The following is a 24669-nucleotide window of genomic DNA, read 5'->3' as shown; positions in this document are numbered from 1 at the left end:
CAAAATAAATGGAAATTTCGGCTTAGTTCGCTTTAAGAAAATCAATAATTTGCTGACATGAATCACCATCTCCATACGGATTATGGGCTTCTGCCATCTCAGCATAAATATTTGGATTTTCAAGTAACTCTATGACTGAACGCTCAATGGTTTCTGTATCTGTACCAACTAAACGTACCGTTCCTGCATCAACCGCTTCAGGTCTTTCAGTGGTATCTCGCATAACCAGCACGGGCTTACCCAATGATGGTGCTTCTTCTTGAATACCACCAGAGTCGGTCAAAATCAGATAACTGCGATTCATCAAATACACAAAAGGCAAATAATCTTGCGGAGCGATCAGATGAATATTGGCGATACCCGCTAACAGCTCGTTAACAGGTTGTTGTACATTCGGATTTAAATGCACAGGATAAACAATTTGAATATCAGGATATTTTTTAGCCAGATTCGCCAATGCCTTGCAGATATTTAAAAAGCCCTGCCCAAAATTCTCACGACGGTGTCCTGTGACTAAGATGAGTTTTTTATCTGCATCAAGGAATGGAAATTCTTGCTGAAATTGCATGACCAATTGTTGGTCTTGTTCTACTTTTTGTTTGACTTGCAGCAACGCATCAATCACGGTGTTTCCTGTCACGACTATATTTGCAGGATTTACATTTTCTTTAATTAAATTGTTATATGATGATTGAGTCGGAGCAAAATGATAATTTGCAAGTACGCCCGTTAATTTTCGATTGGCTTCTTCTGGCCAAGGGGAATATAGATCACCTGTGCGCAAGCCCGCTTCGACATGACCTACTTTTATTTTGTGATAATACGCGGCCAATGAGGCTGCAAAAGTCGTCGCGGTATCGCCATGCACCAAAACCACATCGGGCGTCCATGCGTCAAAAACCTGTTCTAGTCCTTTAAGTACCCCAGAAGTCACATCTGACAGCGTTTGCCCTGGTTTCATCAAATTCAAATCAAAGTCTGGTGTTAATTCAAATAAACTTAGCACCTGATCCAACATTTGGCGATGTTGACCTGTCACACAGACTTTAGTCTCAAAATTTTCATTAAACTGTTGTAACTTTAAGGCCAAAGGGGCCATTTTTATCGCTTCTGGTCGAGTACCAAATACTAATAAAACTTTTTTCACCCGATTCACCCTTTTTATGTATGACGTTCTATCTATTTATGAGTTTAAATCGAATTAACCCATAAAATTCATTCTATTTGCCCATTTTTGTCGTGTCATATAGTGCGAAACAATGATCGCCGCAAGATGAACTTAAACCAATAAATTCAATCAAACACAAACCTAAAATGGCAACAAATAACAAGTAATTTTGATCTCTTATTTAAAGCAATCCAACATTGTTTTTGCTACTAAAACTCTTTATCACTTCAACATGTCAAAGCAAAACTCTTTAACTTTTCTAATACATTGTAGTAACTCAGATTTAGCCCATCAATGTCACAAATGCTCCATCTTCCAATCCTTTCGAATACCCTCATCGCTTTCATGGGAACTATGCTATCCCTTTACTGCTGCGAAACGGGCGTACTATAGCAGATTTTTAATTTAGCCCCCATTTGAATTGTATGATTGTTTTTAACAACCCAATTCTAAGCATTCCAAATGCTCACTTCCATATTATTCAGATAAACTAAACATACAAACCGAAATGATTCTTTTATGCTTTTTTGATCTTTTTCAGCTAGAATTAGCCCAATTCTAAGTCCAAAGATATGTTGTTGTGTAACAACAGATATAACTATTCAAGGGTCGAGTGTGAAGCATTATCAACTTTTTTCCATTCTTGCGATTAGTCTTAGTGCGACAGCTTGTGCTGTTACTTCTGGCTTACAAACATATGATATTCCAAGTGAAGGCGTTTACACTACAGACCAAGGAACTGATGTCAATGTTATAAAAATTACGCAGGACAATTTACCCGCGATTCAGCCCGCTCAAATCGATTATCGAAATAATTACACAGCACTTTTTAAACAACAGCAACAAACCTATCGCCTGAGTTCTGGGGATGTGCTCTCTATTCAACTTTGGGCATATCCCGAAATTACTCCGCCGGTCAACAACCTAACCAATGATCAATCAATTCAAGCCAATGGCTATCCAATTGATTATAATGGTTTTGTTCAGGTTCCTTTGGTTGGTCGCTATAAAGCTGCAGGCAAAACACTCGCACAACTCAACACAGACCTACGTAGTCAATTTGCACGTTATTTAAAAAACCCTGATGTGATTGTTCGAGTACTGTCTTATCAAGGCCAACGCTATTCAGTTCAAGGTAGTGTCATTAAGGGCGGTCAATTCTTTTTAAATGACCAGCCAATTAGTATCTATACTGCTTTGGGTATGGCTGGAGGTGTCACCGATAAAGGTGATAATACCTTTATTCAGCTGATTCGTAATGGTATTACTTATGACCTGAATACCATTGCGCTAGAAAAGTCTGGCTATTCACTACATAAACTATTGGTACAACCCAATGATACGATTTATGTCAGCTCAAGAGAAAACCAAAAGATTTATGTGATGGGTGAGTCGGGTAAAAACCAAGCCTTGCCAATGCGCGACCAAGGCATGACCTTAAGTGATGCTTTGGGTGAAAGTTTAGGTCTCAACCCACTTTCGGCCAGTGCCAGTCGTATTTATGTACTCCGCACCAATCCGCAAGATCGCCATACTGAACTGTATCATTTGAATTTAGTGAGTTTGGGCGATTTTGGTCTGGCCAACCAATTTAGACTGCGTAGTAATGATATTGTCTATGTCGATGCAACAGGTCTGACACGCTGGCAACGTGTTGTTAACCAAGTTATTCCGTTCTCTAGTGCGCTATACAATTTTGATCGTCTAGGGCAATAATCGAGATGGAGATTAAAACAGTTTTAGTTGTTTGTGTTGGCAATATTTGCCGCAGCCCCATGGCCGAGTATTTACTCAAACAGCAACACCCTGACCTGCAGATTGAATCTGCGGGAATTTCAGGCTTGATTGGACATGCAGCAGATGATAAAGCGCAACTGTGTATGCAGCGTCTAAATATTGATATGAGTATGCATATTGCTCAAAAGCTTAATGCTGGACACCTAAAACAGGCAGACCTGATTTTGGTGATGAGCAATAATCAGCAAAAGCATATTGAGCAAACATGGCCATTTGCGAAAGGGAAAGTTTTCCGTCTAGGACATTGGCAAAACAAAAACGTACCTGATCCTTATCAACATGATCAGACTTTTTTTGATAATACCTGTCAGCTGATTCAACAGTGTGTGACTGACTGGAAAAATTATATTTAACTTTTTAGATTAAGATTATGAGCCAAAATACCAATACTGAAGATACGATTGACCTAAAAGAGCTGTTCTTTGCTTTGATTGCACAATGGAAGCTCATTGCACTGTGTATTATTCTAAGCTTGGTGCTTGCTTTACTCTACCTACGTGCTACGCCTGATACTTATTCAGTCGATGCATTGGTTCAAGTGGAAGACAGTAAAGGTGCTTCTGCCGCTCTACTCGGTGATCTTTCTCAAATGATTGAGCAAAAATCACCAGCACAATCTGAAATCGAGATTTTAAAGTCACGCTTGGTACTTGGCTCAGTGATTCAAGCGCTTCATCTAGATCTTGAAATTGCAAGTTCAGAAGATACTTTTTCACATCGTTTATTCAATAAAGCAGATTTTGCCACTGAATATACCCCTAGAGGTGTCATTTTTAATGATGAGCAAAAAGCTTTTGATATTAAACAATTCGATGTCCCAAATTATTATCTGGATAAAAAACTTAATTTAAGTTTTAAAGATCATAATTTTAGCTTAACTGATCCAAAGACGGATGAAGTACTTTTAACCGCACCACTAAATAAGCTCAATCAACTGAGTACACGAGCTGGCGTTTGGAAAATTGCAATCTATAGCAATGATACTTTTGATACGCATTATTTCGTACAAAAGAATTCTTTACCTGCTGCTGTCCAGGCTATTCTGTCCAACTACTCTGTAGCTGAAAAGGGCAAACTGACTGGAATTTTAGGACTAAATTATCAAGGTCAAGACAAAGAACATATTTCTAAAGTTTTAAATGCGATTTTAGAGGCATATAGTGCACAGAATGTAGAACGTCGTTCTGCTGAAACGGCACAAACCTTAAAGTTCTTGGATGAACAGCTACCAGATCTGAAAAAGCAACTGGATGATGCGGAACGCGAATTCAATAAATTCCGTCAAAAATATAATACTGTTGATGTGACCAAAGAATCTGAACTGTATTTAACTCAGAGCATTACCCTAGAAACCAAAAAGATTGAGTTGCAACAACAACAAGCCGATCTCGCAGCCAAATACACGGCTCAACATCCAGCAATGCGTGAAATTAATGCTCAAATTGGGGCTATTGACAAACAGATTGCCGAGTTAAACAGTACCTTAAAGCAACTACCTGATGTGCAAAGACAATATCTGCAACTTTATCGGGAAGTTGAAGTTAAGGCACAGCTTTATACTGCATTATTAAACTCTTATCAGCAGTTGCGTATTGCTAAAGCAGGTGAGATTGGCAATGTACGTATTGTCGATACAGCGGTGGAACCTGTCGAGCCAATTAAACCGAAAAAATTACAAATCCTGATTCTGTCAATTTTCTTGGGTGCTTTTTTAGGAACTTTAATTGCACTAATACGTAATATGCTTCGTACAGGCGTGAAAGATTCAACACAAATCGAAAATGAGTTCGATCTACCAGTCTACGCTACAGTACCGCGCTCCCCTGTTCAGGAAACTCGTATGAGTATCTTGAAGAAGAAAAAATCTATTCCTATTTTGGCAATTAAACACAATGATGATATTGCAGTAGAAAGCTTACGCAGTATTCGAACCGCGATTCACTTCGCTTTGGCAAATGCCAAGAACAATATCATCATGATTGCAGGTCCTTCACCTGAAGTGGGCAAATCATTTATCTCGACCAACTTAGCCACAATTTTTGCGCAAAGTAATAAAAAAGTACTTATCATCGATGCTGATATGCGTCGTGGCTACCTACATAAATATTTTAATGTCGAAGTCAAACCAGGTTTATCTGAGTTCTTAAGTCACCAAGCAGACCTCAATCAAGTGATTCACCAAACTGATATTTCAGGTCTCAGTATCATTACTCGTGGTAAAAATCCAACCAATCCGTCTGAAATGCTTGGTTCGGATCAGTTTAAATCGTTATTGGAACAACTAAGCCAACAATACGATCACATCATTATCGATACACCACCGATTTTGGCTGTTACCGATGGTATTATTATTTCACAATACGCGGGTGTAAATTTAATCATTGCACGTTATGCCAAATCACAAATGAAAGAACTTGAACTAAGTTTGAATCGTTTTGAACAGGCCAATGTGAAAGTCAACGGTTTTATCTTGAACGATATCCAACGCTCAAGTGCGGGTTATGGCTACGGCTACAATTATTCATATGCTTATAAAGCGCATAAAGATGATTAAACCGAGTGCAATTTAATTGTTCAAAAAACCAGATCAGATGATCTGGTTTTTTATGCTTAAACACATAAATCTTATAAAAAACTCACGCATTTTTGCGGTTTGTTATTCAATGCTTAAGCTCAAGCATGCTAAGATCAATGCCATATTTTTTATTCAAATCTCGCTTTGGGACATCTCATGAGTAAAGCTTTACCTTTCGTTGTCGCAGCTGTTTTAGGCGGTGCAGCGCTCGTTCCTATTTACTACGCTACCAAAAACCCAACCACTGAGCTTGGTGCCAAAGCTGACAAAAATGCAGCACCTGTTGCAAAAATCAGTTATGCATTAGGTTATGAAGTGGCAAAACAAACACCACCCGAATTAGAAACCAGTGCATTTATTACTGGTTTCCGTGATGCACATGCGCAAAAACCTGCTGCCTACACAGAAGAAGAGTTACAGGCAGCTTATGTTGAGTTCCAAAAAGAGCAACAACAAAAACAAGTCGCTGAAACCAAAAAAACTGAAGCAACCAACAACAGCTTTTTAGCAGAAAATGCGAAAAAAGAAGGTGTGAAAACCACAGCTTCAGGCTTGCAATACAAGATCACCAAAGAAGGCACAGGTAAGCAACCTGTCGCAACATCCGTTGTGAAAGTTCATTACAAAGGCCAACTTGCTGATGGTAAAGTGTTTGACAGCTCCTATGACCGTGGTGAGCCAATTGAGTTCCCACTAAATCAAGTGATTCCGGGTTGGACTGAAGGCTTACAGCTGATGAAAGAAGGCGGAAAAGCGACTTTTTATATTCCAGCAAACTTAGGTTATGGTGAACAAGGTGTTCCTGGTTCGATCCCACCGAATAGCACATTAATTTTTGATGTAGAATTAATCGCTGTAAAATAATGATCTAAGGAGAGCCTGTGCTCTCCTTTATTTTTGGAAGAAATAATGAAAAGATTAGGTCTCATTTTAATTGCTTCAACCATCGGAACGGTTCAAGCAGCTCCTATTTCCACAAAAAGTCCACAAAAAGATCAACTCGGATATAGCTACGGTTATCTGATGGGTCGAGGGAATGCCGAAACACTAAAAGATTTAAATATCGAGACCTTTGTACAGGGTTTACAAGAAGCGGTGCAAGGTAAAGCTGCATCATTGACCGATGAGGAAATGGCAACTGTACTCAATCAATATAAAAAGCGCCTAGAAGCCAAACAACTGGTCGAGTTTCAAGAACAAGCACAAAAAAATGATCAAGCAGGCAAAGCCTTTTTAGCTGAAAATGGCAAGAAAGCAGATATCGTGACCACGAAATCAGGCCTACAATACCAAGTGCTAGAACAAGGTAAAGGTAAGTCTCCAAAAGCAAGCTCTACCGTTAAAGTCAATTATGAAGGCCGTCTGCTTGATGGCACCGTATTTGATAGTTCAATTGCACGTAACCATCCGCTTGAGTTCAAACTGAGTCAAGTGATTGCGGGTTGGACTGAAGGGGTTCAAACCATGAAAGAAGGTGGCAAAACACGTTTCTTTATTCCAGCAAATCTCGCCTATGGTGATGTCGGTTCGGGCGATGCGATTGGTCCTAATAGTACGTTGATTTTTGATATTGAATTACTCGAAGTGAAATAATAAAAAACCCTCCAATTGGAGGGTTTAATTTTTCAAAAAGTCTAAGCTTTCAAATGTCTTGGACGGAAGCCCATAACCAACAACCCAACAACATAAGCCACGACGCCAATCACACATAAACCTGTCACTTCAGCAATACGTAGCCATTGAGAAATATCGCCTTGGTACCACGTTAAGCCATACCAAAGCGCAGCAATCATGGCGATATTAGCAACCGCATATTGCAATGCCAGTTTTTTCCAATGTGCGCCAAAACGATAGATATTACGTTTATGTAAATAGAAGTACAGCATACCCGCATTCACCAAAGCCGAGCCTGAAGATGCCAGTGCGAGTGCCATATGCTCGGCATGCCAATCGATTAACTTAAAAAAGCCAATAAAGACTACGTTTAGAATCGCATTGGCTGCGACGGCCATTAAGCCCACACGGACAGGTGTTTTGGTATCTTGTTGTGCATAGAAGCCTGGTGCAAACACTTTAATCAACATAAATGAGATTACCCCTGCACTCATACATTGCAGGGCCAATGCTGTCATTCGCGTATCTTCTACGGTAAATTCACCACGCTGGAACAAGGCCTGAATAATCGGTGTCGACAACATAAATAATGCAATACTTGCGGGAATACCGACCAACATAATAATCTTGGCAGCCCAATCAATCATGCCTCTAAATTTAGCTTGATCTTGTTCCGCATGACGTGCAGAAAGCGAAGGTAAAATTACCGTACCAATCGCGACGCCAATCAATCCCAATGGCAACTCAGTCATACGCTCGGCACTGTATAGCCATGATACCGAGCCATCTTGCATAAATGATGCCCAGATTGTATTGAGCAGTAAGTTAATCTGAGTGACTGACACACCGAACAAAGCTGGCAGCATCAGCTTTAAAATACGATCCACACCTTCATGTTTGAAGTCTACTTTAGGTGGAATCAATAAGTTCTTCTTCCATAATTCAGGAATCTGAATCGCCAGCTGTAAGACACCCGCAGCAACCACGGCCCAACCCAAGGCCATAATTGGCTCGGCCATGTACGGGGTCAGCCACCATGCCCCTGCAATCATTGCCACATTCAGCAATACTGGAGAAAAAGCAGGTGATGCAAATGAACCATAACTGTTGAGGATACTGCTGGCAAAAGCCGTCAAGGACATAAACATCAGGTATGGAATGGTGAGGCGGAACATATCCACAGCGAGATCGAATTTCTCTGGATCGTTATGGAAACCAGGTGCATACAGATAAATAATTGCGGGCGCAGCCACCATTGCCACAAAGGTCAATAAGGACATAGCCGTAAGCAAACAGCCAAACACCCGACTAATGAGAATCTGGACCTCGGCATGTGCACGGCTGGTTTTATATTCTGTTAAGACGGGAATAAAAGCTTGAGAAAATGCCCCTTCTGCAAATAATCGTCTGAAGAAGTTGGGAATACGAAAGGCAACAACAAAAGTATCGAAGTCCTTACCTGCACCAAACACATTGAGCAGTACCACATCACGTACCAAACCCAATACCCGGGATAACATCGTCATTGCACTGACAATTACAGTCGATCGCCACAATGCCATCGCATTCACCTACGGCTTATATTTTAAAAAGCGTTATTGTAATGAAAGTCCGAATAGATTTCGTTGTGAAATTATAAATCCGACGATGTTTTTTGGGCGAATTTTTGTTTGGACAATAAATTCCTAAACAATTGCCAATCAAAATATAAGCCGGGATCGGTTTTCCGTTTTGGCGCAATATCAGAATGGCCTGCAATATGATTTTGAATTTTTGGATATACTTGGCGTAAAGTATTCACAACTTCAGCCAATGCTTGATATTGCTTAGGCTCAAAAGGCAGATCATCACTTCCCTCAAGCTCTATTCCAATCGAATAATCATTACATTCTTTCAATGCCAAATAGCTAGAACGGCCTGCGTGCCACGAACGGTCATTAAAATTCACAAACTGAATCACTTCGCCTGTACGTAAAATCAGTAGATGCGCTGAAACTTTCATCCCCTCAATGGTTTGGAAATAAGGATGTACTGACCAATCCAGCTGATTCTGAAAGAATTGTTGAATATAACCACCACCAAATTGTGAAGGTGGCAAACTAATATTATGAATAACAATCAGTTGAATATCGGTATCAGCAGGTCGGGCATTAAAGTTGGGCGACGCAATTTGTGTTGCGCCTTCCAGTATTCCATCTTGAACTTGAGCAAATTTAGATTGTTGCATGGTGACCCGAATCAGCAATTTAATATTTATCTTGTCCATTCTGACATGCTTTATCACGAATAATCGAGATGAAATACTTATTTTTTATGAGTAGAGTATTAGGGGCTATTGACAGTTCACAGATGCTTGCGACAGAGAATATTTTTAGACGATACAAGGCATGACTTGCAAAATTTAGTCATTCTAAATGAGCAAAGTTATAACGCAGGAGCGGCAAAAAATATTCCTGTCCCGAAGGGTTATGGCTAAAACCTCCATAAACAGCGTTATGAAACTTGACAAGGGTAGCGCCATTGCCTACATTTCATGCCTTGTTTATTTCGTTTTAGCCAATAACGCAATGCATGGTTGAAATGTCAATAGACCCTATTATAACGCACAAGTTTTTTAGTCAAAAATACACTGGAAATGGTATGAGTATCCCTCAATCTTTGCTTGAACAATCTATTCAAATCAATATTCAACAAGCATTACAAGAAGATATCGGGGACGGCGATATTACCGCCATGCTCACACCAGAAGATGAACAGGCCACTGCAACCATTATTACACGTGAAGATATGGTGTTGGCGGGTCAGCCTTGGGTCAATGCGTTAATTCAAGCCTATGACAGCTCTGTTCAAATCACATGGCTCAAACAAGAAGGCGAACATGTTGCGGCAAATGAAGCATTCTTAAAACTTGCTGGTTCTGCACGTAGTTTACTCACCGTAGAGCGCCCTGCTTTAAACTTTGTGCAAACCCTCTCAGCAGTAGCAACCAAAACGGCTAGCTATGTGCAACAGCTCGATGGTTTACATACTAAACTACTCGATACCCGTAAAACCTTACCCGGCTTACGTATTGCACAAAAATATGCGGTTGCTGTCGGCGGTGGTCAAAATCATCGTTTAGGTTTATTTGATGCATTTTTAATTAAAGAAAATCACATCATGGCAGCGGGTGGAATTGCTCAAGCAATTGCCAAGGCACATACGATTGCGCCAGGCAAACCTGTAGAGGTTGAAGTTGAGACATGGGATGAGCTCAATCAAGCACTTGAAGCAGGTGCTGATATTGTGATGTTGGATAACTTTAGCCAGCAACAGATGATTGATGCGGTCAAACATGTAGCAGGTCGTTGTAAATTAGAGGCTTCTGGTAATATTACCATCGACAATTTACGTGAAGTGGCAACCACTGGCGTGGACTACATTTCAATGGGCGTATTGACCAAAGACGTACGTGCAGTTGATTTATCCATGCGTTTTAACGCTTAAGCCTGATCAAGGTCTTTTTCTTGCTTCAGGGGCTTGTGTTCTACTAAAGCCTCTGCTTTATTCAATTGTGTCGTTTCAACTTGCCACGCTGATTTGGCTTCGGTCGAATCCGTTGGACGAGGGTCAGCCGCCATTAATACAAATGTTACTGCAGTGAGTAAGACCAAAAATACTTGTAGCATCATGATTTCCCCTTAAACTTGTTTCTTTCAATTTGACTCAATTTATCAAATTAAAATGAGTCAAATCAGTGGGCTGTGTTATAGGCATGTAAACACTCCGTCATGTTCTTGTTGAAAATGCTGTCATTGCGTTTAATTCTCTTTTCGGTGCTGTAGCAGACCATCCGTTTGATCATGTTCCCCACTAAATAGAAGCAGCCTAAGATTTACTTAGACTGCAGGCCCGTATCAAACAACCTTAATTTCCTGAAAAGCCCATATAAGGATCAGAAATGGAGTCCTCATTGGTTTCAATACGTCCAGCAAAGCGACGGCTATAGCTTGGATCATTTTCAATCGTGACGGTAAAGTCATACCAGCCACCAAATTCAGACATATCCCAGCTCAGTTCTTTTTCCGTCGCAGCCGTTTCAATTTTCCAGCTCTTATTTGGTAAGTAGGCATTGGCTTTGATCACCAGTTTTGCTGTTTGTGTAGCGTCATTGCGGACTTTTAGGAAAATCTTTGGATCACACTCTTCCATACAGACACGAACTTCTGGAAGTGCCTGAATTTGTGCCGTTTGAGTTAGGTTACCCGCAAAACTGCGATGAAAACCATTTGGCCCCAATACCCATAGATCATACTGATTGTCCTTAGTCTGCCACACGTCATCTAGTTGCTTGCCCGCCTCCACCATATAACGGCGTGGAACTACTTCTAAATTCAATTTGTCATAGACATGGAAGACAGCGGCATGTGTGCCCGTATTTGAGAACATTAATTTCACGGTTTTAGCCACAGCATCAACTTTAGCACTGCTATGCAAGACATAAGGCAGTGCACGCGATGGACGAATTCCCATGTCCTGAATTGGATACGTTTGGCTTAAAGGACGACTGACCTGCGCCAACCCCTCTTGTGCTTTACGAATCGCATCAGCTTCTGCTTTACTCTTCTTACCAGATAAATCTGGTACTGGGAGTAAATTAGGCGTTTTAAAATTAAATGCCGAAGTTAAATCACCACATACTGCACGACGATAGGGACTGATATTCGGCTCTTTCACATCAAAACATTGCTCCAAGAATCGGATCACGGAAGAGTGATCAAACACTTGTGAATTGACCCAACCACCGCGACTCCATGGTGAAATGATATACATCGGTACCCGAACCCCTGGTCCATAGACCCCAACGCCATTACTCACTTCAGGATCGGTAAAATTTGGCTGACCGTTCGAAGCCCTGGCATGCGTCGCATATTCATAAGACATCTGTTCTTTACTGAGCGTCGATTTGCCATATACCCTGCCAGATGCATCCATTGAAGGTGCACTTGGTGAAGGTACATGATCAAAGAAACCATCATTTTCGTCAAAATTAATCAAGAAAACAGTTTGGCTCCACAGCTCTGGGCGCTCAGTCAACGCATTGAGAACTTCTTGGATATACCATGCTCCCTGCACTGGGCTTGATGGCCCTGGATGCTCACTGTAGGTCGCTGGTGCAACCAGCCAGCTCACTTGTGGCAACTGCCCTTTGGCAATGTCCTCTTTAAATGTTCCCAGAAAACCACCATCTGGCATGGTATTGGCAATACCTTTATAGAGTGGTTGGGTTGCATCAATTGCTGGATCATAAGCTGGGCAAATGGTGCTGTTATTGACGGGTTTACCTGATAACTCATTGGCACGGCGGTACTTTTTAAATCCTGCCAATGGGTTATCGGTAAAGTTGTCTGGCATGTTTTGATAAACTTTCCAGCTTACGCCTGCTTGCTGTAAACGCTCAGGATAAGTGGTCCAGTCATAACCTGTGGTCGATGGGCCAATCTCATCCAGATCATTGACTACACTGGCAACATTGGCGCCTGTTGGACCATTGGTTCCTGTCCAGATAAACATACGGTTGGAATTGGTACCCGTATGCATCGCGCAGTGATAAGCATCACACAAAGTAAAGGCATTGGCTAAAGCAAACTGAAATTCAACTTCTTGTTGCTTGTAATAGCCCATCGATTGCGGTTGCTTGTATTGCACCCAACTACCCATACGACCATGATCCCAGGCATATTGGCCATCGGTCCATGAGTGCGGTGTGCCACTGACACGCTGTGCATTGCCACGGCTGCTGTCTAAGTGATACGGATAGACCTTATTCTTTTTGGCATCATACTGTTCCCAGACTTTACGACCTTGGCTTAAAGGAATGGTAAAGCGGTCACCGAAACCACGTACACCTTTCAACGTGCCAAAATAATTATCAAAAGAACGATTTTCTTGGGTCAGAATCACCACATGTTTAACGTCTTTGATGGTGCCTGTTTCCACCTTAGCATCAATCGCAAGGGCTTTTTGAATACTCATGGGGAAACTGGTCAGCGCAGCTGTACCAAACAAGGCTTTGGTTGAATTTAATAAAAAATCGCGACGATTCATTGGTTTATTTCCTTATTATTATATTTATGGGGCACAGTGGATTTTGCAGGTAGATGTTGGCGGCTTTGGATTTGGCGTAGGATTATTATTGTTATCGCCATCACTGTCGTTACAGGCACTGAGTAACAAGCAACTGCTGCTAAGCAACGCTAAAAGGAAATTTCGCATTTTACTATCCGTTAAATATCAGTGCAGATAGTCAATACAATATAAATGACAATTGAATGATGATTTGATCGCAATTCGATGACAAAAAATAGATTAAAAAAAAGGCGGTCTAAAAAAACCAGACCGCCCGCACTATCAACTGGTCATTACCAACCGAGTGCCTGCTGTTGCTTCTGAATCAATTCAGCGATTCCTTTTTCTGCAAGCTCTAACATGGCATTGCACTGCTGGCGCGTAAACGGTTTGTCTTCTGCCGTTCCTTGAATTTCAATAAATTCACCAGCCTGCGTCATCACCACGTTTAAATCGGTTTGGCAATTTGAATCTTCTTCGTAGCATAAATCGAGTAAAACTTCGTCTTGATACATCCCGACTGAAATTGCTGCGACTAAGCTTTTTAATGGATCCTGTTTAATTTTCTTGTTGCTAAGTAATACGTTCATCGCATCAACCAAAGCCACTGCTGCGCCTGTAATTGCTGCTGTACGTGTTCCACCATCCGCTTGAATCACATCACAGTCAATCGTAATGGTGTTCTCGCCTAATTTTTTCAAATCCACCATGGCACGTAAACTACGACCAATTAAACGTTGAATTTCCTGCGTACGACCTGTTTGCTTACCGCGTGCCGCTTCACGATCACTGCGAGTATGCGTTGAGCGCGGTAACATGCCATATTCAGCTGTCACCCAGCCTTGTCCCTGACCTTTCAAGAAACGAGGCACTGAGTTCTCAATACTTGCGGTACACAACACTTTAGTATGACCAAACTCAACCAAAACTGAGCCTTCTGCGTAACGAGTAAAGTTACGGGTAATTTTGACCTCACGTAATTGGTCTAATGTTCTTTGGTCAATACGCATAACGATTCCTTAAAACTATGGCACAAATATCATTGCGCCATAGTATAGCTCAATTACACGTCCTTCCAGTTTTACTTATTCGTTACAATTCACAGAATTAGTCATCGCTTAGGCAAACTTAAACTTCGATTTGAAATTCGTCCAAGTTTGAGCCACTTGTGCAGCCATATCATTTGGCAAAGAACATCTTGCTAAACGAACCCAAACCGTCCAGAACTGCTTCATAAAGTTAGCTTCGTTGTAGTTCACGCCATATTCAGCACATAACGCTCTGATTTGTGGTGCAACTTGCTCATAACGATTGGCAGGCATATCTGGGAACAAATGATGCTCAATTTGATGGCTCAAATTACCACTCATAAAGTGCATCCATTTACCGCCGGTAAAGTTACTCGAACCGCGAATCTGACGGAGATACCACTGCGCTTTGGTCTCATTCTCAGTATTGTCTGCTTCAAAGGTTTCCGCATCTTCAGTAAAGTGACCATTAAAAATCACGGCTGACGACCATAAATTACGCATGATGTTTGCAACTGCATTTCCAGCCAATACTGGAATAAAGTTAATCGTTGCAATGGCAGGGAAAAACACATAGTCCTTTAACACCTGACGCGTCGCTTTTTTACGGAAATCAGATGCATCCGCCCAGACCTGTTTCCATGTTTTGGTTTTATAGATCAGCGCATCTTCCAAATGCAGGTTTTGTACCCCGACATACCATTGGAAAAAGAACATCAACTGTAAAGCCAACGGAATATTGGCTATATGACGTACTTCCCATTTTTGATCTTCTGTCACCCGCAAAATGCCATAACCGACATCATGGTCTTTACCAACAATATTGGTATAGGTGTGATGCATATAATTGTGCGTGAAGCGCCAATCATTGCCTGAACAGGTGTTATCCCAATCGTAGTCTTCACCACGTAGGCTTGGGTCATTCAGCCAGTCAAACTGACCATGCATAACATTATGTCCAAGCTCCATATTCTCGACGATTTTAGACACACCCAACATGGCGGTTCCCAGCAACCATACCGGTGGAATCCAACCACCAAACATCAACATGCCACGTGATGCGATTTCGGTATAACGCACGAAATTACGCACTTTGTAGATATATTTTGAATCCTGCTCACCGAGGTTTTGCATCACGTCTTGGCGTATTTGCTCGACACGGCGACCAAACTCTTCGACTTGATCAGGGGTTAAATGCGCTGACTTTGATACGGTTTTAAATTCTAATGCCATATTCATTGTGTTGATCCTCAAATATCTTTGTTTTTATAGGTCAATCGTGACTGGGCTTAAAGCCTGGCTCACACATAACTTGATTGGACGATTCGGTTGATCATCAATTTCGCCTGTGATCACGTTCTGTGTCACACCACTGACTTTGGTACAACTACAACGGTTACACACGCCCATACGGCAACCATGTTGTGGACGTAAACCCGCTTGTTCTGCACTACTTAACAAATTGGTCGTTGCAATAAAATTCTGTTGCGCACGACGGAAACTAATCGGCTGAGCTACACCTGAATGCTCAATCTGGATCGGTTGGAAAAACTCTTGATGAAAATTTCCAGCCGCATCCTGTTGCGTATAAATTTCTTGCGCTTGGCGCATCATGCTGTGGTGACCACACGCATAAGCCTGCACATCTTTAAAATTTGGGACTAATTTCTCTAGCAATGCTGCATCTAAATGCTGTTTTTGCTCTGCCGTATTAAAGAAATGATAGTTCAACTGTGGATATTGCTCTGCCAAAGCCAAGATGTCCTGATGCAACACCTCTGCACGGTTAAAATAAACCACATGAATTTGTTCAAGCTGCTGTTCTATTGCTTGTTTCAATAAAGAATAAATCGCGGTAATTCCTGAACCTGAAGCAATCAGTAATGCAGGTTGCTGACCTTGATGTAACACAAAGTCACCTTGTGCCTGTGAAATCTCGAAGCTGTCCCCAACACGCAAATGTTGTGCTGCTTTAGACACGACACCTTGAACTTTGATCCCAAAGCGGATTTCACCGTGTAGCGTGACATCGATAATTGAATAACTACGTTGTTGATATATCCCATTGATCATCAGGGTAATCAAAACACTTTGACCTGCTTTGACTTGGCTAAAATCAAAATTATGGTTTGGCTTCACAGTCAATAACACCATATCCGAGCTGAGTGGCTGTACGGCGGTCACTTCTGCAAGAATGCGTTTCCAGGCAAAGGTTGGTTTTATTTTCTGCAAAATAAAATCAACAAAATCTTCTCGAATCCAATGTGGCTGATAACTTAACTCTGCGTTCATACGTTCCTCGTTTTGTATCTGGCTATTTATTTTGAGTGAACAAATGTTCGTGTAGTGAACATGTGTACACTATATTTATTTGTGTTCACTGAGTCAACACTTGTTCACTAATTTTTTGAATATTTTTTATACTTTTTAATAAGCCATTTAAAATAAGGAAAAAATTTAAAATTTACGCATGCTTTGAGCTCATACCTAGCAAGCCTTGATCAGTGAAAGATCAAAAACATTGGCATTTAGCAATGGACAAGGACTAAAAAGTTTCTGTTTTTTTTGCTAGACTCTGCTGTACGGTTTCAACGAGTCTTATTCATGTCGATCAGAGATGAACGAAAACAACAGAGTCGGCAGGCTCTACTAGATGCAGCACTTCATCTCAGCACTGCTGGGCGCTCATTTAGTAGTATTAGTTTGCGTGAAGTTGCTCGCGAAGTTGGTTTAGTTCCAACGGCGTTTTATCGTCATTTCCAAGATATGGATACACTGGGCCAAGAACTGGTTGATCAAGTCTCTTTGCATTTAAAAAGCTTGATCCATCAATTAGGACAAAGCTATTTGAAACACAGTGGCAGTGCTAAAACCCGTACCAGTATTGAACTGTTTGTACAGGCAGTGAATCATAGCCCGCAACAATGGCAGTTTATGATTGCAGAACGTTGGGGTGGCTCAGAAACAGTTCGCATTGCAATCGCACGTGAAATTGAGTTCCTGATCGAAGATCTCGCCATTGATCTGTGCAAACTCGAAACCTTCAAACACATTAAAGAAGCCAAAGACTTGCAAGTCTTATCTACGATTTTGATTAATATGTCGTTTACATGGGCAATGACGTGGATCAATTTACCAAAACAATTCACGATTGATCATCTACTCGAACAACAAAACTTATTTATCGACAATGCAGCGACTCAAGTCCGTTTACTCTTCAGTGGCATCTCCAACTGGGAACCACAAAACGCTTGACCTGATCCAAACCAAAGTTTGATATATAAAAGCATTGCTTAGCGTTATGATGCATTAGACACTAATGCAAACGCAGTCTAGAACACTATGAGGAGCTTATAAGCATCATGAATCCTGATCGTCATACTCAGTTCTTAATTCGTAAAGAAAAAATTTTGCAGGTTGCGGAAAAACTATTATTAGAAAACAACCAAGAAATGACCTTAGATGAACTGGTTGCGGAACTGGATATTGCTAAAGGTACGCTATACAAACATTTCCGTAGCAAGAATGAACTATTGCTGGAACTGATTATTCAAAATGAAAAAGAAATTTTAAAAATTTCAGATAAATACAATACCGATGTCAAAGAATACGCACCGCGTTATATGCTTTATCATTTAACGTCACCGAGTCGTACCATTCTGCTGCATCAGTTAGAAGAACATCTGACGATGACTGAGTCGAAACTAAAGCACTTGTTTGATGAACTGTATGCGATTCGTCAGCAACGCATTGTTTCATTGAAAGATATGACTGAAAAATATTTAAAATCACAAAATTACGATATGTCGATTCGTGATTACCTATCTTATATCTGGTCTTTGACCTACGGTGCGGCATTACTGTTGAACTCAAGCTATTACCAGCGCTCAATCGGTTCTCGTGAGAAGTTGATTAATCTCTATGTCAATCAGGCCCTGTCCCTACCAACACAGAAAGTCCAGATCGATTTAAAAGATTTACAGATTGACCAAAACTAAATAAAAAAGGACTGTTTCTACAGTCCTTTTTTATTACTGATCGACGTAAATTATTTTGCTTTACGTTCTTTTTCCAGCAAGTAATCAACCACTTGTGTCACTTTACCGTCTTCACCTTGAACCACATATTTACCATTCACGACCACGGCAGGAACACCCGTCAACTGATACTGCTGCGCCAATTTATTTGACTCAGCAATTTTTGCCGTGATTGGGAATGAATTAAACATGCTGTTAAATTTCTGCTCAGGTACACCATAGCGCGCAAAGAATTTTGCTTGAGAGGCTTGGTCAAAGATTTGCTGACCACCGTCATGAATGGCATGGAATAGTGGAATATGGGTTTTCTTACGCACACCCAGTGCTTCAGAAACATAATATCCACGCGCACCTTGTTCCCATACTTTATTCATTGCTGCAGGCGTACGCAGGAAATAAACGTCTTTTGGAATTTGTTTTAACCACGTTTGCATATGTGGCTCAAGCTTGAAACAGTGCGGGCAACCGTACCAGAAGAACTCACGCACTTCGAGCTGTCCAGCAGGTGCTGATGTCTTACTCGGATTGGCAATCACGGTATAGTCTTTACCCGCCACAAAATCTGCTGCCATTGCATTCATTGAGAATGCCAATGCAGCTACACTCAAACCACTTAATACTAACTTTTTCATTGGCTTTGCTTTTCCTCTAAGCATTTTTCGTAAGTTTATATGCTAAATATAAAACAAACACGAGCAATTCGTTTTGCTTCTGTGAAGTTTTTTATTGGATTTATCGCTTTTTTTGCCAGAATCGCTACACTACCAACAGATTAAACCTAAATAATCATCCTAATATAGAGGTGACACCATGTCGCAATTGAATGTTGACCCACAAGAAATCGCAAAATTTGAAGCATTGGCTGCCAAATGGTGGGATCAACATTCTGAATTCCGCCCGCTACATCAAATCAATCCCTTACGTTTAAACTGGGTGGATGAGCGCGTGGGTGGCTTGGTTGGCAAGAAAGTGCTTGATGTCGGTTGTGGTGGTGGCATCTTGGCTGAAAGCATGGCACGTCGTGGGGCTGATGTACTCGGCATCGATATGGGCGAAGCACCCCTTGCAGTGGGTCGTTTGCATGCAGAACAAGACAATGTACAAAACATTGAATATCGTCAAATCCCCGTTGAACAGTTGGCACTAGAACAAGCAGGTCAATACGATGTGGTGACCTGTATGGAAATGATGGAACACGTCCCAGATCCAGCTTCAATTGTGAAAGCCTGCCAAACCTTGGTGAAACCAGGTGGTCATGTGTTCTTCTCAACGATTAACCGTAATCCTAAGTCTTATTTATTCGCGATTATTGGGGCTGAATACATCCTGCGCTTACTGCCAAAAGGCACCCATGATTATCATAAATTCATTCGTCCTTCTGAAATGGCACATGATATTCGCAATGCTGGCCTTACGCTGAAAGAAATGATTGGTCTGCACTACAATCCAATCACCAAGCACTATTGGTTAGCACCCAATGTTGAAGTGAATTACATGGTTCATACTACAAATACAGGTGCCTAATGAAAGCCGTTTTATTTGATCTCGATGGCACATTGATTGACACCGCTGCAGACTTCATTCGCATCATTCAACAAATGTGTCGTGATGAACAACGCCCTGTGGTTGATGCCGATACTATCCGTACACAAGTCTCGGAAGGTGCGCGTGCCATGGTGAAGCTGGTTTATCCTGAATTAGAGGTCACAGACCCTGTCTTTTTGGCACATCGGCAACGTTTTTTAGATGTATATGGTGACAATATTGTGGTCGATACCGACCTGTTTGTCGGCATGTATCCATTACTTGAAGAGCTGGAAGCACATCAAATTCCATGGGGAATTGTCACCAACAAACCTCGTGGTCTAAGCGAATCTCTATTGGCAAAGCTAGATCTGACTGAACGCTGTGCAGTCTTGGTTTGCCCAGAAGATGTCAGCAAAACCAAACCTGATCCAGAACCAATGTATTTGGCGGCAAAGCAGCTCGAGCTCGATGCCAAAGAGATTATCTATGTCGGTGATCATCCACGAGATATTGACGCAGGTCGTCATGCAGATATGTATACCATCTTGGCTGCTTACGGTTATTTGCCAGTAGAATCACGTGATGATCTTGCTGCTTGGCAAGCCGATGCCATTATTCAAACCATTCCTGAACTGCATCAACTGATCAAACAGAAAATCACTGTATTGTCAGAAAATCAGGGTATGATGAATTAAATTTGTAAGATAAGAATAGGAGGCATAACAATGAAATACTCAGAATATCAACCTCGTCCAGATTTATTGAAAGATCGTATTATTCTGATCACAGGCGCTGGCGATGGAATTGGGCGCGCTGCTGCCATGAGTTATGCCCTTCACGGTGCAACAGTGGTGTTGCACGGTCGTACCCTAAACAAACTTGAAGTCATTTATGATGAAATTGAAGGTCTAGGTGCACCACAACCTGCTATTTTACCATTACAGCTGTCTACAGCATCAAGCCATGACTATGAGCTGTTAGTGAGTACACTGGAGCAACAATTTGGTCGTCTTGATGGCATTTTGCATAATGCAGGCATGTTGGGTGATCGAGTAGAACTGGCTCACTATCCTGTTGATGTCTGGGATGATGTTTTAGCCGTAAATTTACGCGCTCCCTTTGCACTGACTCAAGCCCTCTTACCATTGCTGGAGAAATCTGAGCATGCATCCGTGGTGTTTACCAGTTCAAGCGTGGGTCGTGAAGCGCGTGCGCTTTGGGGTGCTTATTCAGTGTCTAAAGTTGCAACGGAAGCGATGAGCAAAATTTTTGCAGCAGAAAATACTTATCCGAACATCCGCTTCAACTGCATCAACCCAGGTGGTACCCGTACCGCGATGCGCGCCAAAGCCTATCCTGAAGAAGATCCAAAAGTATTACCGACACCAGACAGTATTATGCCTGCTTACCTTTATCTGATGGGTGATGACAGTTTAGATATGAATGGGCAAAGTATTGACGCACAAGCTTAATTTAGTCATTACAATAATTCTAAATAACATTGGACACTGACCTTAAAGCTGCTTTTTTGAGAGAAATGTGTGGCGTATCTTCATTTTTTTAATGGAATAATGAATCGATCTTCACAGTTTCTCTGCATTTTTAAGGTACAGTTTTCACATGAGAGACATCCGAAGTCAATAAGGTGCATCATGAAAAATTTTTTCATTATCTTGGTTTTAGGTTCGACAGTCCTGTTTAGTAGTATGGGGAGTTTTGCGGGCCCGCATGATCGTGATGATGATTCGCGTGGCGGCTGGCAAGGTGGTCGTAACTTTGATCGCCCAGATGGTGAGAATCGTCAACGTGAACGTCGTATGCGTGAAGAACGTGGTGTAGAACGTCTAAAACAACATCGTTGGCAAGAAGGCTACGTCATGCCACAACACTATCGTGGCAACGGTTATAAAGTCGATTATAAAGACAGTAATCTACCTCGGCCTGGTCGTAACGAACAGTGGTATAAAATCAACAATGATTACATTTTAGTCAATTCAGATGACAACAGTATTATCCGAATCATGGGCTTCTAAGCCCTTTTTGATCATTCAGCAACATCAAAGTTGAATGACTGGTTTAGGAATAGATTTATCTTTTGATTTTTTTCGTTAAAATCAGAGCAAGTGCTGCATATCTGAGATCAACATGGCGAAGCAAATGACTGAAAATTCACATAGTACAACAAAAGATTATGTGCATTGGTTTCGCCACTCCGCACCCTATATCAATGCACACCGTGATAAAACCTTTGTTTTGATGTTCTCTGGCGAAGCCGTTCAACATGAAAATTTCCAACATATCATCCACGATATTGCCCTATTACATTCTTTAGGGATTCGGTTAATTTTGGTCTACGGCGCACGTCCGCAAATAAATCAAAATCTGCTCGAACGCAATATCGAAACACCCTTCCATGAAAGTCGTCGCATTACAACACGCGAATCCTTACGCGGTGTCATGAATGCGGTGGGTTCTATTCGGCTAGAAATTGAAGCCCTACTCTCAATGGGTTTGGCCAATTCGCCCATGTATGGTGCTCGCATTGATGTAGTATCGGGTAATTTTGTCACAGCAAAACCTTATGGCATTCGCGATGGCATCGACTTTCAGCTGACTGGTGAAGTCCGTTCTATTGATACTGATGCCATTCAACGCCATTTAGACAATCACAATATTGTTTTGCTTGGACCAACAGGTTATTCAACCACAGGTGAAGTATTTAATTTACTGGCTGAAGACGTGGCCACCAAAACAGCGACTGCCTTAAAAGCAGATAAACTGATCTTCTTGGGTGAAAAACAAGGTTTAATGAATGAACAACAACAGTTATTACGTGAATTAAGTCCGCGTCAGCTTGAACCGTATATTCAACAAAACCAACAACAATATCCAGAATTTGCGTTACACCTCAAACAAGCTCAACAAGCCTCTTTATCTGGCGTACATCGTGTACATTTGATTTCATATGCTTATGACGGCGCACTGATTGAAGAACTATTCACTCGCGATGGTATTGGTACTTTGATCACCGATGCTCACTATGAAGAAGTTCGTATTGCCAATATTCACGATGTCGGTGGCCTGATTAATCTTCTGCGTCCACTGGAACAAGAAGGGATTCTGGTTTATCGCTCTCGCGAACGTCTTGAAAGTGAAATTGAACATTTTGCAGTGATTGAACGCGACGGTATGATTTTAGCTTGTGCAGCACTGTACCCGATTCCCGCAGATTCAGATGAAATTCGTTCTGCTGAAATCGCCTGTGTCGCAGTAGATTCAAGCTATCGTAAATCCAATCGTGGTAGTCAAATTTTGCAATTTTTGGAAAGCAAGGCCAAACAGCAAGGGATTCAACGACTGTTTGTGCTCACCACTCGAACTGCTCATTGGTTCTTAGAGCAAGGCTTTAGTCCTGCCAGCGTGGATGATTTACCCAATGCACGCCAAGCACTGTATAACTATCAGCGTAATTCGCTGGTTTTTAAAAAAGCATTACGCTAATCACAGCTCACGTTAGAGGAGATATTTTTATTTTTGATAAAGATATCTCTACATCATCATGATCCTTGCTTAAGTCAGTGTGAAGAACAAGTTAACCAAGTGACAAATAAAATTAATCCAAATAAAAAACAATATCTTAGTCAAATTAAAGCGATCAACACTTATTCAACCCATAGATAAGATTATGCGATTTTCTGTTTTGCACTTTTCGTCATAAGCAAAGCCCGATTACTTATTTTTTATGCAATAAAAAAAGTTTTAGTTTAGTTGCTCATCTTATTTAAATCTTTTGATTTGTCGGGGAGTACAACCAACATGGCTATTTCAATCAATCGTTCATGGGCAACATATACCATCATCGCGGCAAGTCTTGCCAGCCTGATGGGAATTGCAGGTTGTGCAAAAAAACCAGAGCAGCAAGAGACAACAAAACAAGAAACCACAACATTAAATATCGGCTTTCAAAAGTATGGCATCTTGCCGATTCTCAAAGCAAAAGGTGAATTAGAAAAAAATCTTGCTGCTCAAGGTGTGAATGTTAAATGGGTCGAATTCCCTGCGGGCCCACAGCTGTTAGAAGGGTTAAATGTCGGTAGTGTAGTCTTTGGTGAAGCAGGTGAAGCACCACCTATCTTTGCTCAAGCGGCCAATCCAAACTTAGTTTATGTCGCCAACCAACCACCTGCGCCGACCGCAGAAGCGTTGATTGTACAAAAAGACTCTCCGATTCAATCCATCCAAGATCTCAAAGGCAAACGTGTCGCGCTGAATAAAGGCTCAAATGTTCACTATCTATTGCTCAAACTATTAGAAGCAAACAACCTCAGCTTAAAAGATATTCAACCTGTATATTTACCACCGTCAGATGCACGTGCTGCCTTTGAAAAGGGTGCTGTGGATGCTTGGGTGATTTGGGATCCATTCTTCGCAGCAGCAGAGCATCAAATCCATGCGCGTGTGATCGCTACGGGCGAACATTTGGTCAGCAATCACCAATTCTATTTGGCCGATCGCCAATTTGCTGACAGCCATCCTCAGGTTTTAACCACCTTGGTCACGACACTCAATCAAACTACAGAATGGGTCAAAGCCCATCCTGACGATGCAGCAAAATTATTAGAAAAGCCAACCGCTCTTGAGTTTGATGTCTTAAAAAGTTCGATTTCACGCATGGGTTTTGGGGTTCAACCGATTTCTGAAAAAGTGGCAAAAGAGCAGCAATATGTAGCCGATGCTTTTTTTGCCCAAAAACTGATTCCGAAGCAACTTGTGATCCAAGATGCTGTATTAAAGAAGCAAGTTAAATAATTGAGG

Annotated in this window: 23 protein-coding genes; 14 read left to right on the top strand and 9 right to left on the bottom strand. The window is 41.4% G+C overall.

The annotated features are described in order from the left end of the window. Window positions 1–22: 22 nt before the first annotated feature. Window positions 23–1147: a non-hydrolyzing UDP-N-acetylglucosamine 2-epimerase gene (wecB, locus tag F909_RS02110; protein WP_005154280.1), complete on the bottom strand. Its 1125-nt coding sequence runs from the start codon at window positions 1145–1147 to the stop codon at window positions 23–25. Window positions 1148–1783: 636 nt separating this feature from the next. Between wecB and F909_RS02115 the strand changes: the two genes are divergently transcribed. The 5 genes from F909_RS02115 (at window position 1784) to F909_RS02135 (ending at window position 7133) form a co-directional block, all read left to right on the top strand. After that, window positions 1784–2884: a polysaccharide biosynthesis/export family protein gene (locus F909_RS02115; protein WP_005154279.1), complete on the top strand. Its 1101-nt coding sequence runs from the start codon at window positions 1784–1786 to the stop codon at window positions 2882–2884. 5 nt (window positions 2885–2889) lie between these two features. Beyond that, window positions 2890–3318, top strand: coding sequence for a low molecular weight protein-tyrosine-phosphatase (locus F909_RS02120; protein WP_005154275.1), 429 nt, complete (start codon window positions 2890–2892; stop codon window positions 3316–3318). A 17-nt stretch (window positions 3319–3335) separates the two neighbouring features. Next, window positions 3336–5519, top strand: coding sequence for a polysaccharide biosynthesis tyrosine autokinase (locus F909_RS02125; RefSeq protein WP_005154270.1), 2184 nt, complete (start codon window positions 3336–3338; stop codon window positions 5517–5519). A gap of 177 nt (window positions 5520–5696) precedes the next feature. Further along, window positions 5697–6404: a BamJ family beta-barrel-assembly machinery protein gene (locus F909_RS02130; RefSeq protein ID WP_005154267.1), complete on the top strand. Its 708-nt coding sequence runs from the start codon at window positions 5697–5699 to the stop codon at window positions 6402–6404. A 45-nt stretch (window positions 6405–6449) separates the two neighbouring features. Continuing rightward, complete coding sequence (locus tag F909_RS02135) at window positions 6450–7133, top strand: BamJ family beta-barrel-assembly machinery protein (RefSeq protein ID WP_005154265.1); 684 nt, start codon at window positions 6450–6452, stop codon at window positions 7131–7133. Window positions 7134–7174: 41 nt separating this feature from the next. Here F909_RS02135 and murJ read toward each other — a convergent pair whose 3' ends face one another. Together murJ and ampD are read right to left on the bottom strand one after the other, a co-directional pair. Further along, entirely contained in the window at window positions 7175–8725 is a 1551-nt protein-coding gene (murJ, locus tag F909_RS02140) for a murein biosynthesis integral membrane protein MurJ (protein WP_171067363.1), read from the bottom strand. Between the two features lie 62 nt (window positions 8726–8787). Then, window positions 8788–9381, bottom strand: a complete 594-nt coding sequence (gene ampD / locus F909_RS02145; protein ID WP_032878313.1) for a 1,6-anhydro-N-acetylmuramyl-L-alanine amidase AmpD — start codon at window positions 9379–9381, stop codon at window positions 8788–8790. A gap of 413 nt (window positions 9382–9794) precedes the next feature. Here ampD and nadC point away from each other — a divergent pair, with 413 nt between their 5' ends. After that, window positions 9795–10640 carry a carboxylating nicotinate-nucleotide diphosphorylase gene (nadC, locus tag F909_RS02150; RefSeq protein WP_005154258.1) on the top strand — a complete coding sequence of 282 codons (846 nt, stop codon included), beginning with the start codon at window positions 9795–9797 and terminating at the stop codon, window positions 10638–10640. On the opposite strand, the gene F909_RS02155 is transcribed toward nadC, so the two are convergent. The 5 genes from F909_RS02155 to F909_RS02175 form a co-directional block, all read right to left on the bottom strand. After that, window positions 10637–10822, bottom strand: a complete 186-nt coding sequence (locus tag F909_RS02155) for an ABZJ_00068 family colistin stress protein (protein WP_032878311.1) — start codon at window positions 10820–10822, stop codon at window positions 10637–10639. The two genes, nadC and F909_RS02155, sit on opposite strands and share 4 nt — an antisense overlap. Window positions 10823–11060: 238 nt before the next feature. Continuing rightward, the gene (locus F909_RS02160) at window positions 11061–13241 is read right to left on the bottom strand and encodes a phosphocholine-specific phospholipase C (protein WP_005154254.1); all 2181 of its coding nucleotides are present in this window, start codon (window positions 13239–13241) and stop codon (window positions 11061–11063) included. Window positions 13242–13555: 314 nt separating this feature from the next. Further along, window positions 13556–14272: a ribonuclease PH gene (gene rph, locus F909_RS02165; protein ID WP_004801766.1), complete on the bottom strand. Its 717-nt coding sequence runs from the start codon at window positions 14270–14272 to the stop codon at window positions 13556–13558. 108 nt (window positions 14273–14380) lie between these two features. Continuing rightward, entirely contained in the window at window positions 14381–15523 is a 1143-nt protein-coding gene (locus F909_RS02170; protein ID WP_171067366.1) for a fatty acid desaturase family protein, read from the bottom strand. Window positions 15524–15556: 33 nt separating this feature from the next. Next, on the bottom strand, window positions 15557–16582 hold the full coding sequence (locus F909_RS02175) for a ferredoxin reductase (protein WP_005154252.1): 1026 nt from the start codon (window positions 16580–16582) through the stop codon (window positions 15557–15559). Window positions 16583–16894: 312 nt separating this feature from the next. On the opposite strand from F909_RS02175, the gene F909_RS02180 reads away from it, so the two are divergent. Beyond that, a complete protein-coding gene (locus F909_RS02180) occupies window positions 16895–17545 on the top strand; it encodes a TetR family transcriptional regulator (RefSeq protein ID WP_004801762.1) in 651 nt (216 codons plus the stop codon). Between the two features lie 107 nt (window positions 17546–17652). Further along, entirely contained in the window at window positions 17653–18288 is a 636-nt protein-coding gene (locus tag F909_RS02185) for a TetR/AcrR family transcriptional regulator (protein WP_004801761.1), read from the top strand. A gap of 50 nt (window positions 18289–18338) precedes the next feature. On the opposite strand, the gene F909_RS02190 is transcribed toward F909_RS02185, so the two are convergent. Beyond that, on the bottom strand, window positions 18339–18959 hold the full coding sequence (locus F909_RS02190) for a thiol:disulfide interchange protein DsbA/DsbL (RefSeq protein ID WP_005154250.1): 621 nt from the start codon (window positions 18957–18959) through the stop codon (window positions 18339–18341). A gap of 178 nt (window positions 18960–19137) precedes the next feature. Between F909_RS02190 and ubiG the strand changes: the two genes are divergently transcribed. The 6 genes from ubiG to F909_RS02220 all read left to right on the top strand — a co-directional run bounded on the left by ubiG (window position 19138) and on the right by F909_RS02220 (window position 24663). Continuing rightward, entirely contained in the window at window positions 19138–19851 is a 714-nt protein-coding gene (ubiG, locus tag F909_RS02195; RefSeq protein ID WP_005154249.1) for a bifunctional 2-polyprenyl-6-hydroxyphenol methylase/3-demethylubiquinol 3-O-methyltransferase UbiG, read from the top strand. After that, on the top strand, window positions 19851–20549 hold the full coding sequence (locus tag F909_RS02200; RefSeq protein ID WP_004801757.1) for an HAD family hydrolase: 699 nt from the start codon (window positions 19851–19853) through the stop codon (window positions 20547–20549). The genes ubiG and F909_RS02200 overlap by 1 nt, the downstream gene beginning before the upstream one ends. Before the next feature lie 30 nt (window positions 20550–20579). After that, window positions 20580–21326, top strand: a complete 747-nt coding sequence (locus F909_RS02205) for a YciK family oxidoreductase (RefSeq protein ID WP_005154247.1) — start codon at window positions 20580–20582, stop codon at window positions 21324–21326. A gap of 180 nt (window positions 21327–21506) precedes the next feature. Next, entirely contained in the window at window positions 21507–21887 is a 381-nt protein-coding gene (locus F909_RS02210) for an RcnB family protein (protein ID WP_005154243.1), read from the top strand. A 112-nt stretch (window positions 21888–21999) separates the two neighbouring features. Next, a complete protein-coding gene (gene argA, locus F909_RS02215; RefSeq protein ID WP_005154242.1) occupies window positions 22000–23355 on the top strand; it encodes an amino-acid N-acetyltransferase in 1356 nt (451 codons plus the stop codon). A gap of 315 nt (window positions 23356–23670) precedes the next feature. After that, window positions 23671–24663: a sulfonate ABC transporter substrate-binding protein gene (locus F909_RS02220; RefSeq protein ID WP_005154240.1), complete on the top strand. Its 993-nt coding sequence runs from the start codon at window positions 23671–23673 to the stop codon at window positions 24661–24663. Window positions 24664–24669: the final 6 nt, after the last annotated feature.

The organism is Acinetobacter sp. ANC 3929 (assembly GCF_000369405.1).
Classification (GTDB): Bacteria; Pseudomonadota; Gammaproteobacteria; order Pseudomonadales; family Moraxellaceae; genus Acinetobacter.
The sequence above is the reverse complement of the archived record's forward strand: the minus strand, read 5'-3'. Positions and strand labels throughout refer to the sequence as shown.

Bases quoted from the DNA above. Each gene is read 5' to 3' on its own strand.
- F909_RS02120 (WP_005154275.1), top strand. From the start codon at position 2,890: ATGGAGATTAAAACAGTTTTAGTTGTTTGTGTTGGCAATATTTGCCGC.
- F909_RS02125 (WP_005154270.1), top strand. From the start codon at position 3,336: ATGAGCCAAAATACCAATACTGAAGATACGATTGACCTAAAAGAGCTG.
- F909_RS02130 (WP_005154267.1), top strand. From the start codon at position 5,697: ATGAGTAAAGCTTTACCTTTCGTTGTCGCAGCTGTTTTAGGCGGTGCA.
- F909_RS02135 (WP_005154265.1), top strand. From the start codon at position 6,450: ATGAAAAGATTAGGTCTCATTTTAATTGCTTCAACCATCGGAACGGTT.
- ampD (WP_032878313.1), bottom strand. From the start codon at position 9,381: ATGCAACAATCTAAATTTGCTCAAGTTCAAGATGGAATACTGGAAGGC.
- nadC (WP_005154258.1), top strand. From the start codon at position 9,795: ATGAGTATCCCTCAATCTTTGCTTGAACAATCTATTCAAATCAATATT.
- F909_RS02155 (WP_032878311.1), bottom strand. From the start codon at position 10,822: ATGCTACAAGTATTTTTGGTCTTACTCACTGCAGTAACATTTGTATTA.
- F909_RS02160 (WP_005154254.1), bottom strand. From the start codon at position 13,241: ATGAATCGTCGCGATTTTTTATTAAATTCAACCAAAGCCTTGTTTGGT.
- rph (WP_004801766.1), bottom strand. From the start codon at position 14,272: ATGCGTATTGACCAAAGAACATTAGACCAATTACGTGAGGTCAAAATT.
- F909_RS02170 (WP_171067366.1), bottom strand. From the start codon at position 15,523: ATGGCATTAGAATTTAAAACCGTATCAAAGTCAGCGCATTTAACCCCT.
- F909_RS02175 (WP_005154252.1), bottom strand. From the start codon at position 16,582: ATGAACGCAGAGTTAAGTTATCAGCCACATTGGATTCGAGAAGATTTT.
- F909_RS02180 (WP_004801762.1), top strand. From the start codon at position 16,895: ATGTCGATCAGAGATGAACGAAAACAACAGAGTCGGCAGGCTCTACTA.
- F909_RS02185 (WP_004801761.1), top strand. From the start codon at position 17,653: ATGAATCCTGATCGTCATACTCAGTTCTTAATTCGTAAAGAAAAAATT.
- F909_RS02190 (WP_005154250.1), bottom strand. From the start codon at position 18,959: ATGAAAAAGTTAGTATTAAGTGGTTTGAGTGTAGCTGCATTGGCATTC.
- ubiG (WP_005154249.1), top strand. From the start codon at position 19,138: ATGTCGCAATTGAATGTTGACCCACAAGAAATCGCAAAATTTGAAGCA.
- F909_RS02200 (WP_004801757.1), top strand. From the start codon at position 19,851: ATGAAAGCCGTTTTATTTGATCTCGATGGCACATTGATTGACACCGCT.
- F909_RS02205 (WP_005154247.1), top strand. From the start codon at position 20,580: ATGAAATACTCAGAATATCAACCTCGTCCAGATTTATTGAAAGATCGT.
- F909_RS02210 (WP_005154243.1), top strand. From the start codon at position 21,507: ATGAAAAATTTTTTCATTATCTTGGTTTTAGGTTCGACAGTCCTGTTT.
- argA (WP_005154242.1), top strand. From the start codon at position 22,000: ATGGCGAAGCAAATGACTGAAAATTCACATAGTACAACAAAAGATTAT.
- F909_RS02220 (WP_005154240.1), top strand. From the start codon at position 23,671: ATGGCTATTTCAATCAATCGTTCATGGGCAACATATACCATCATCGCG.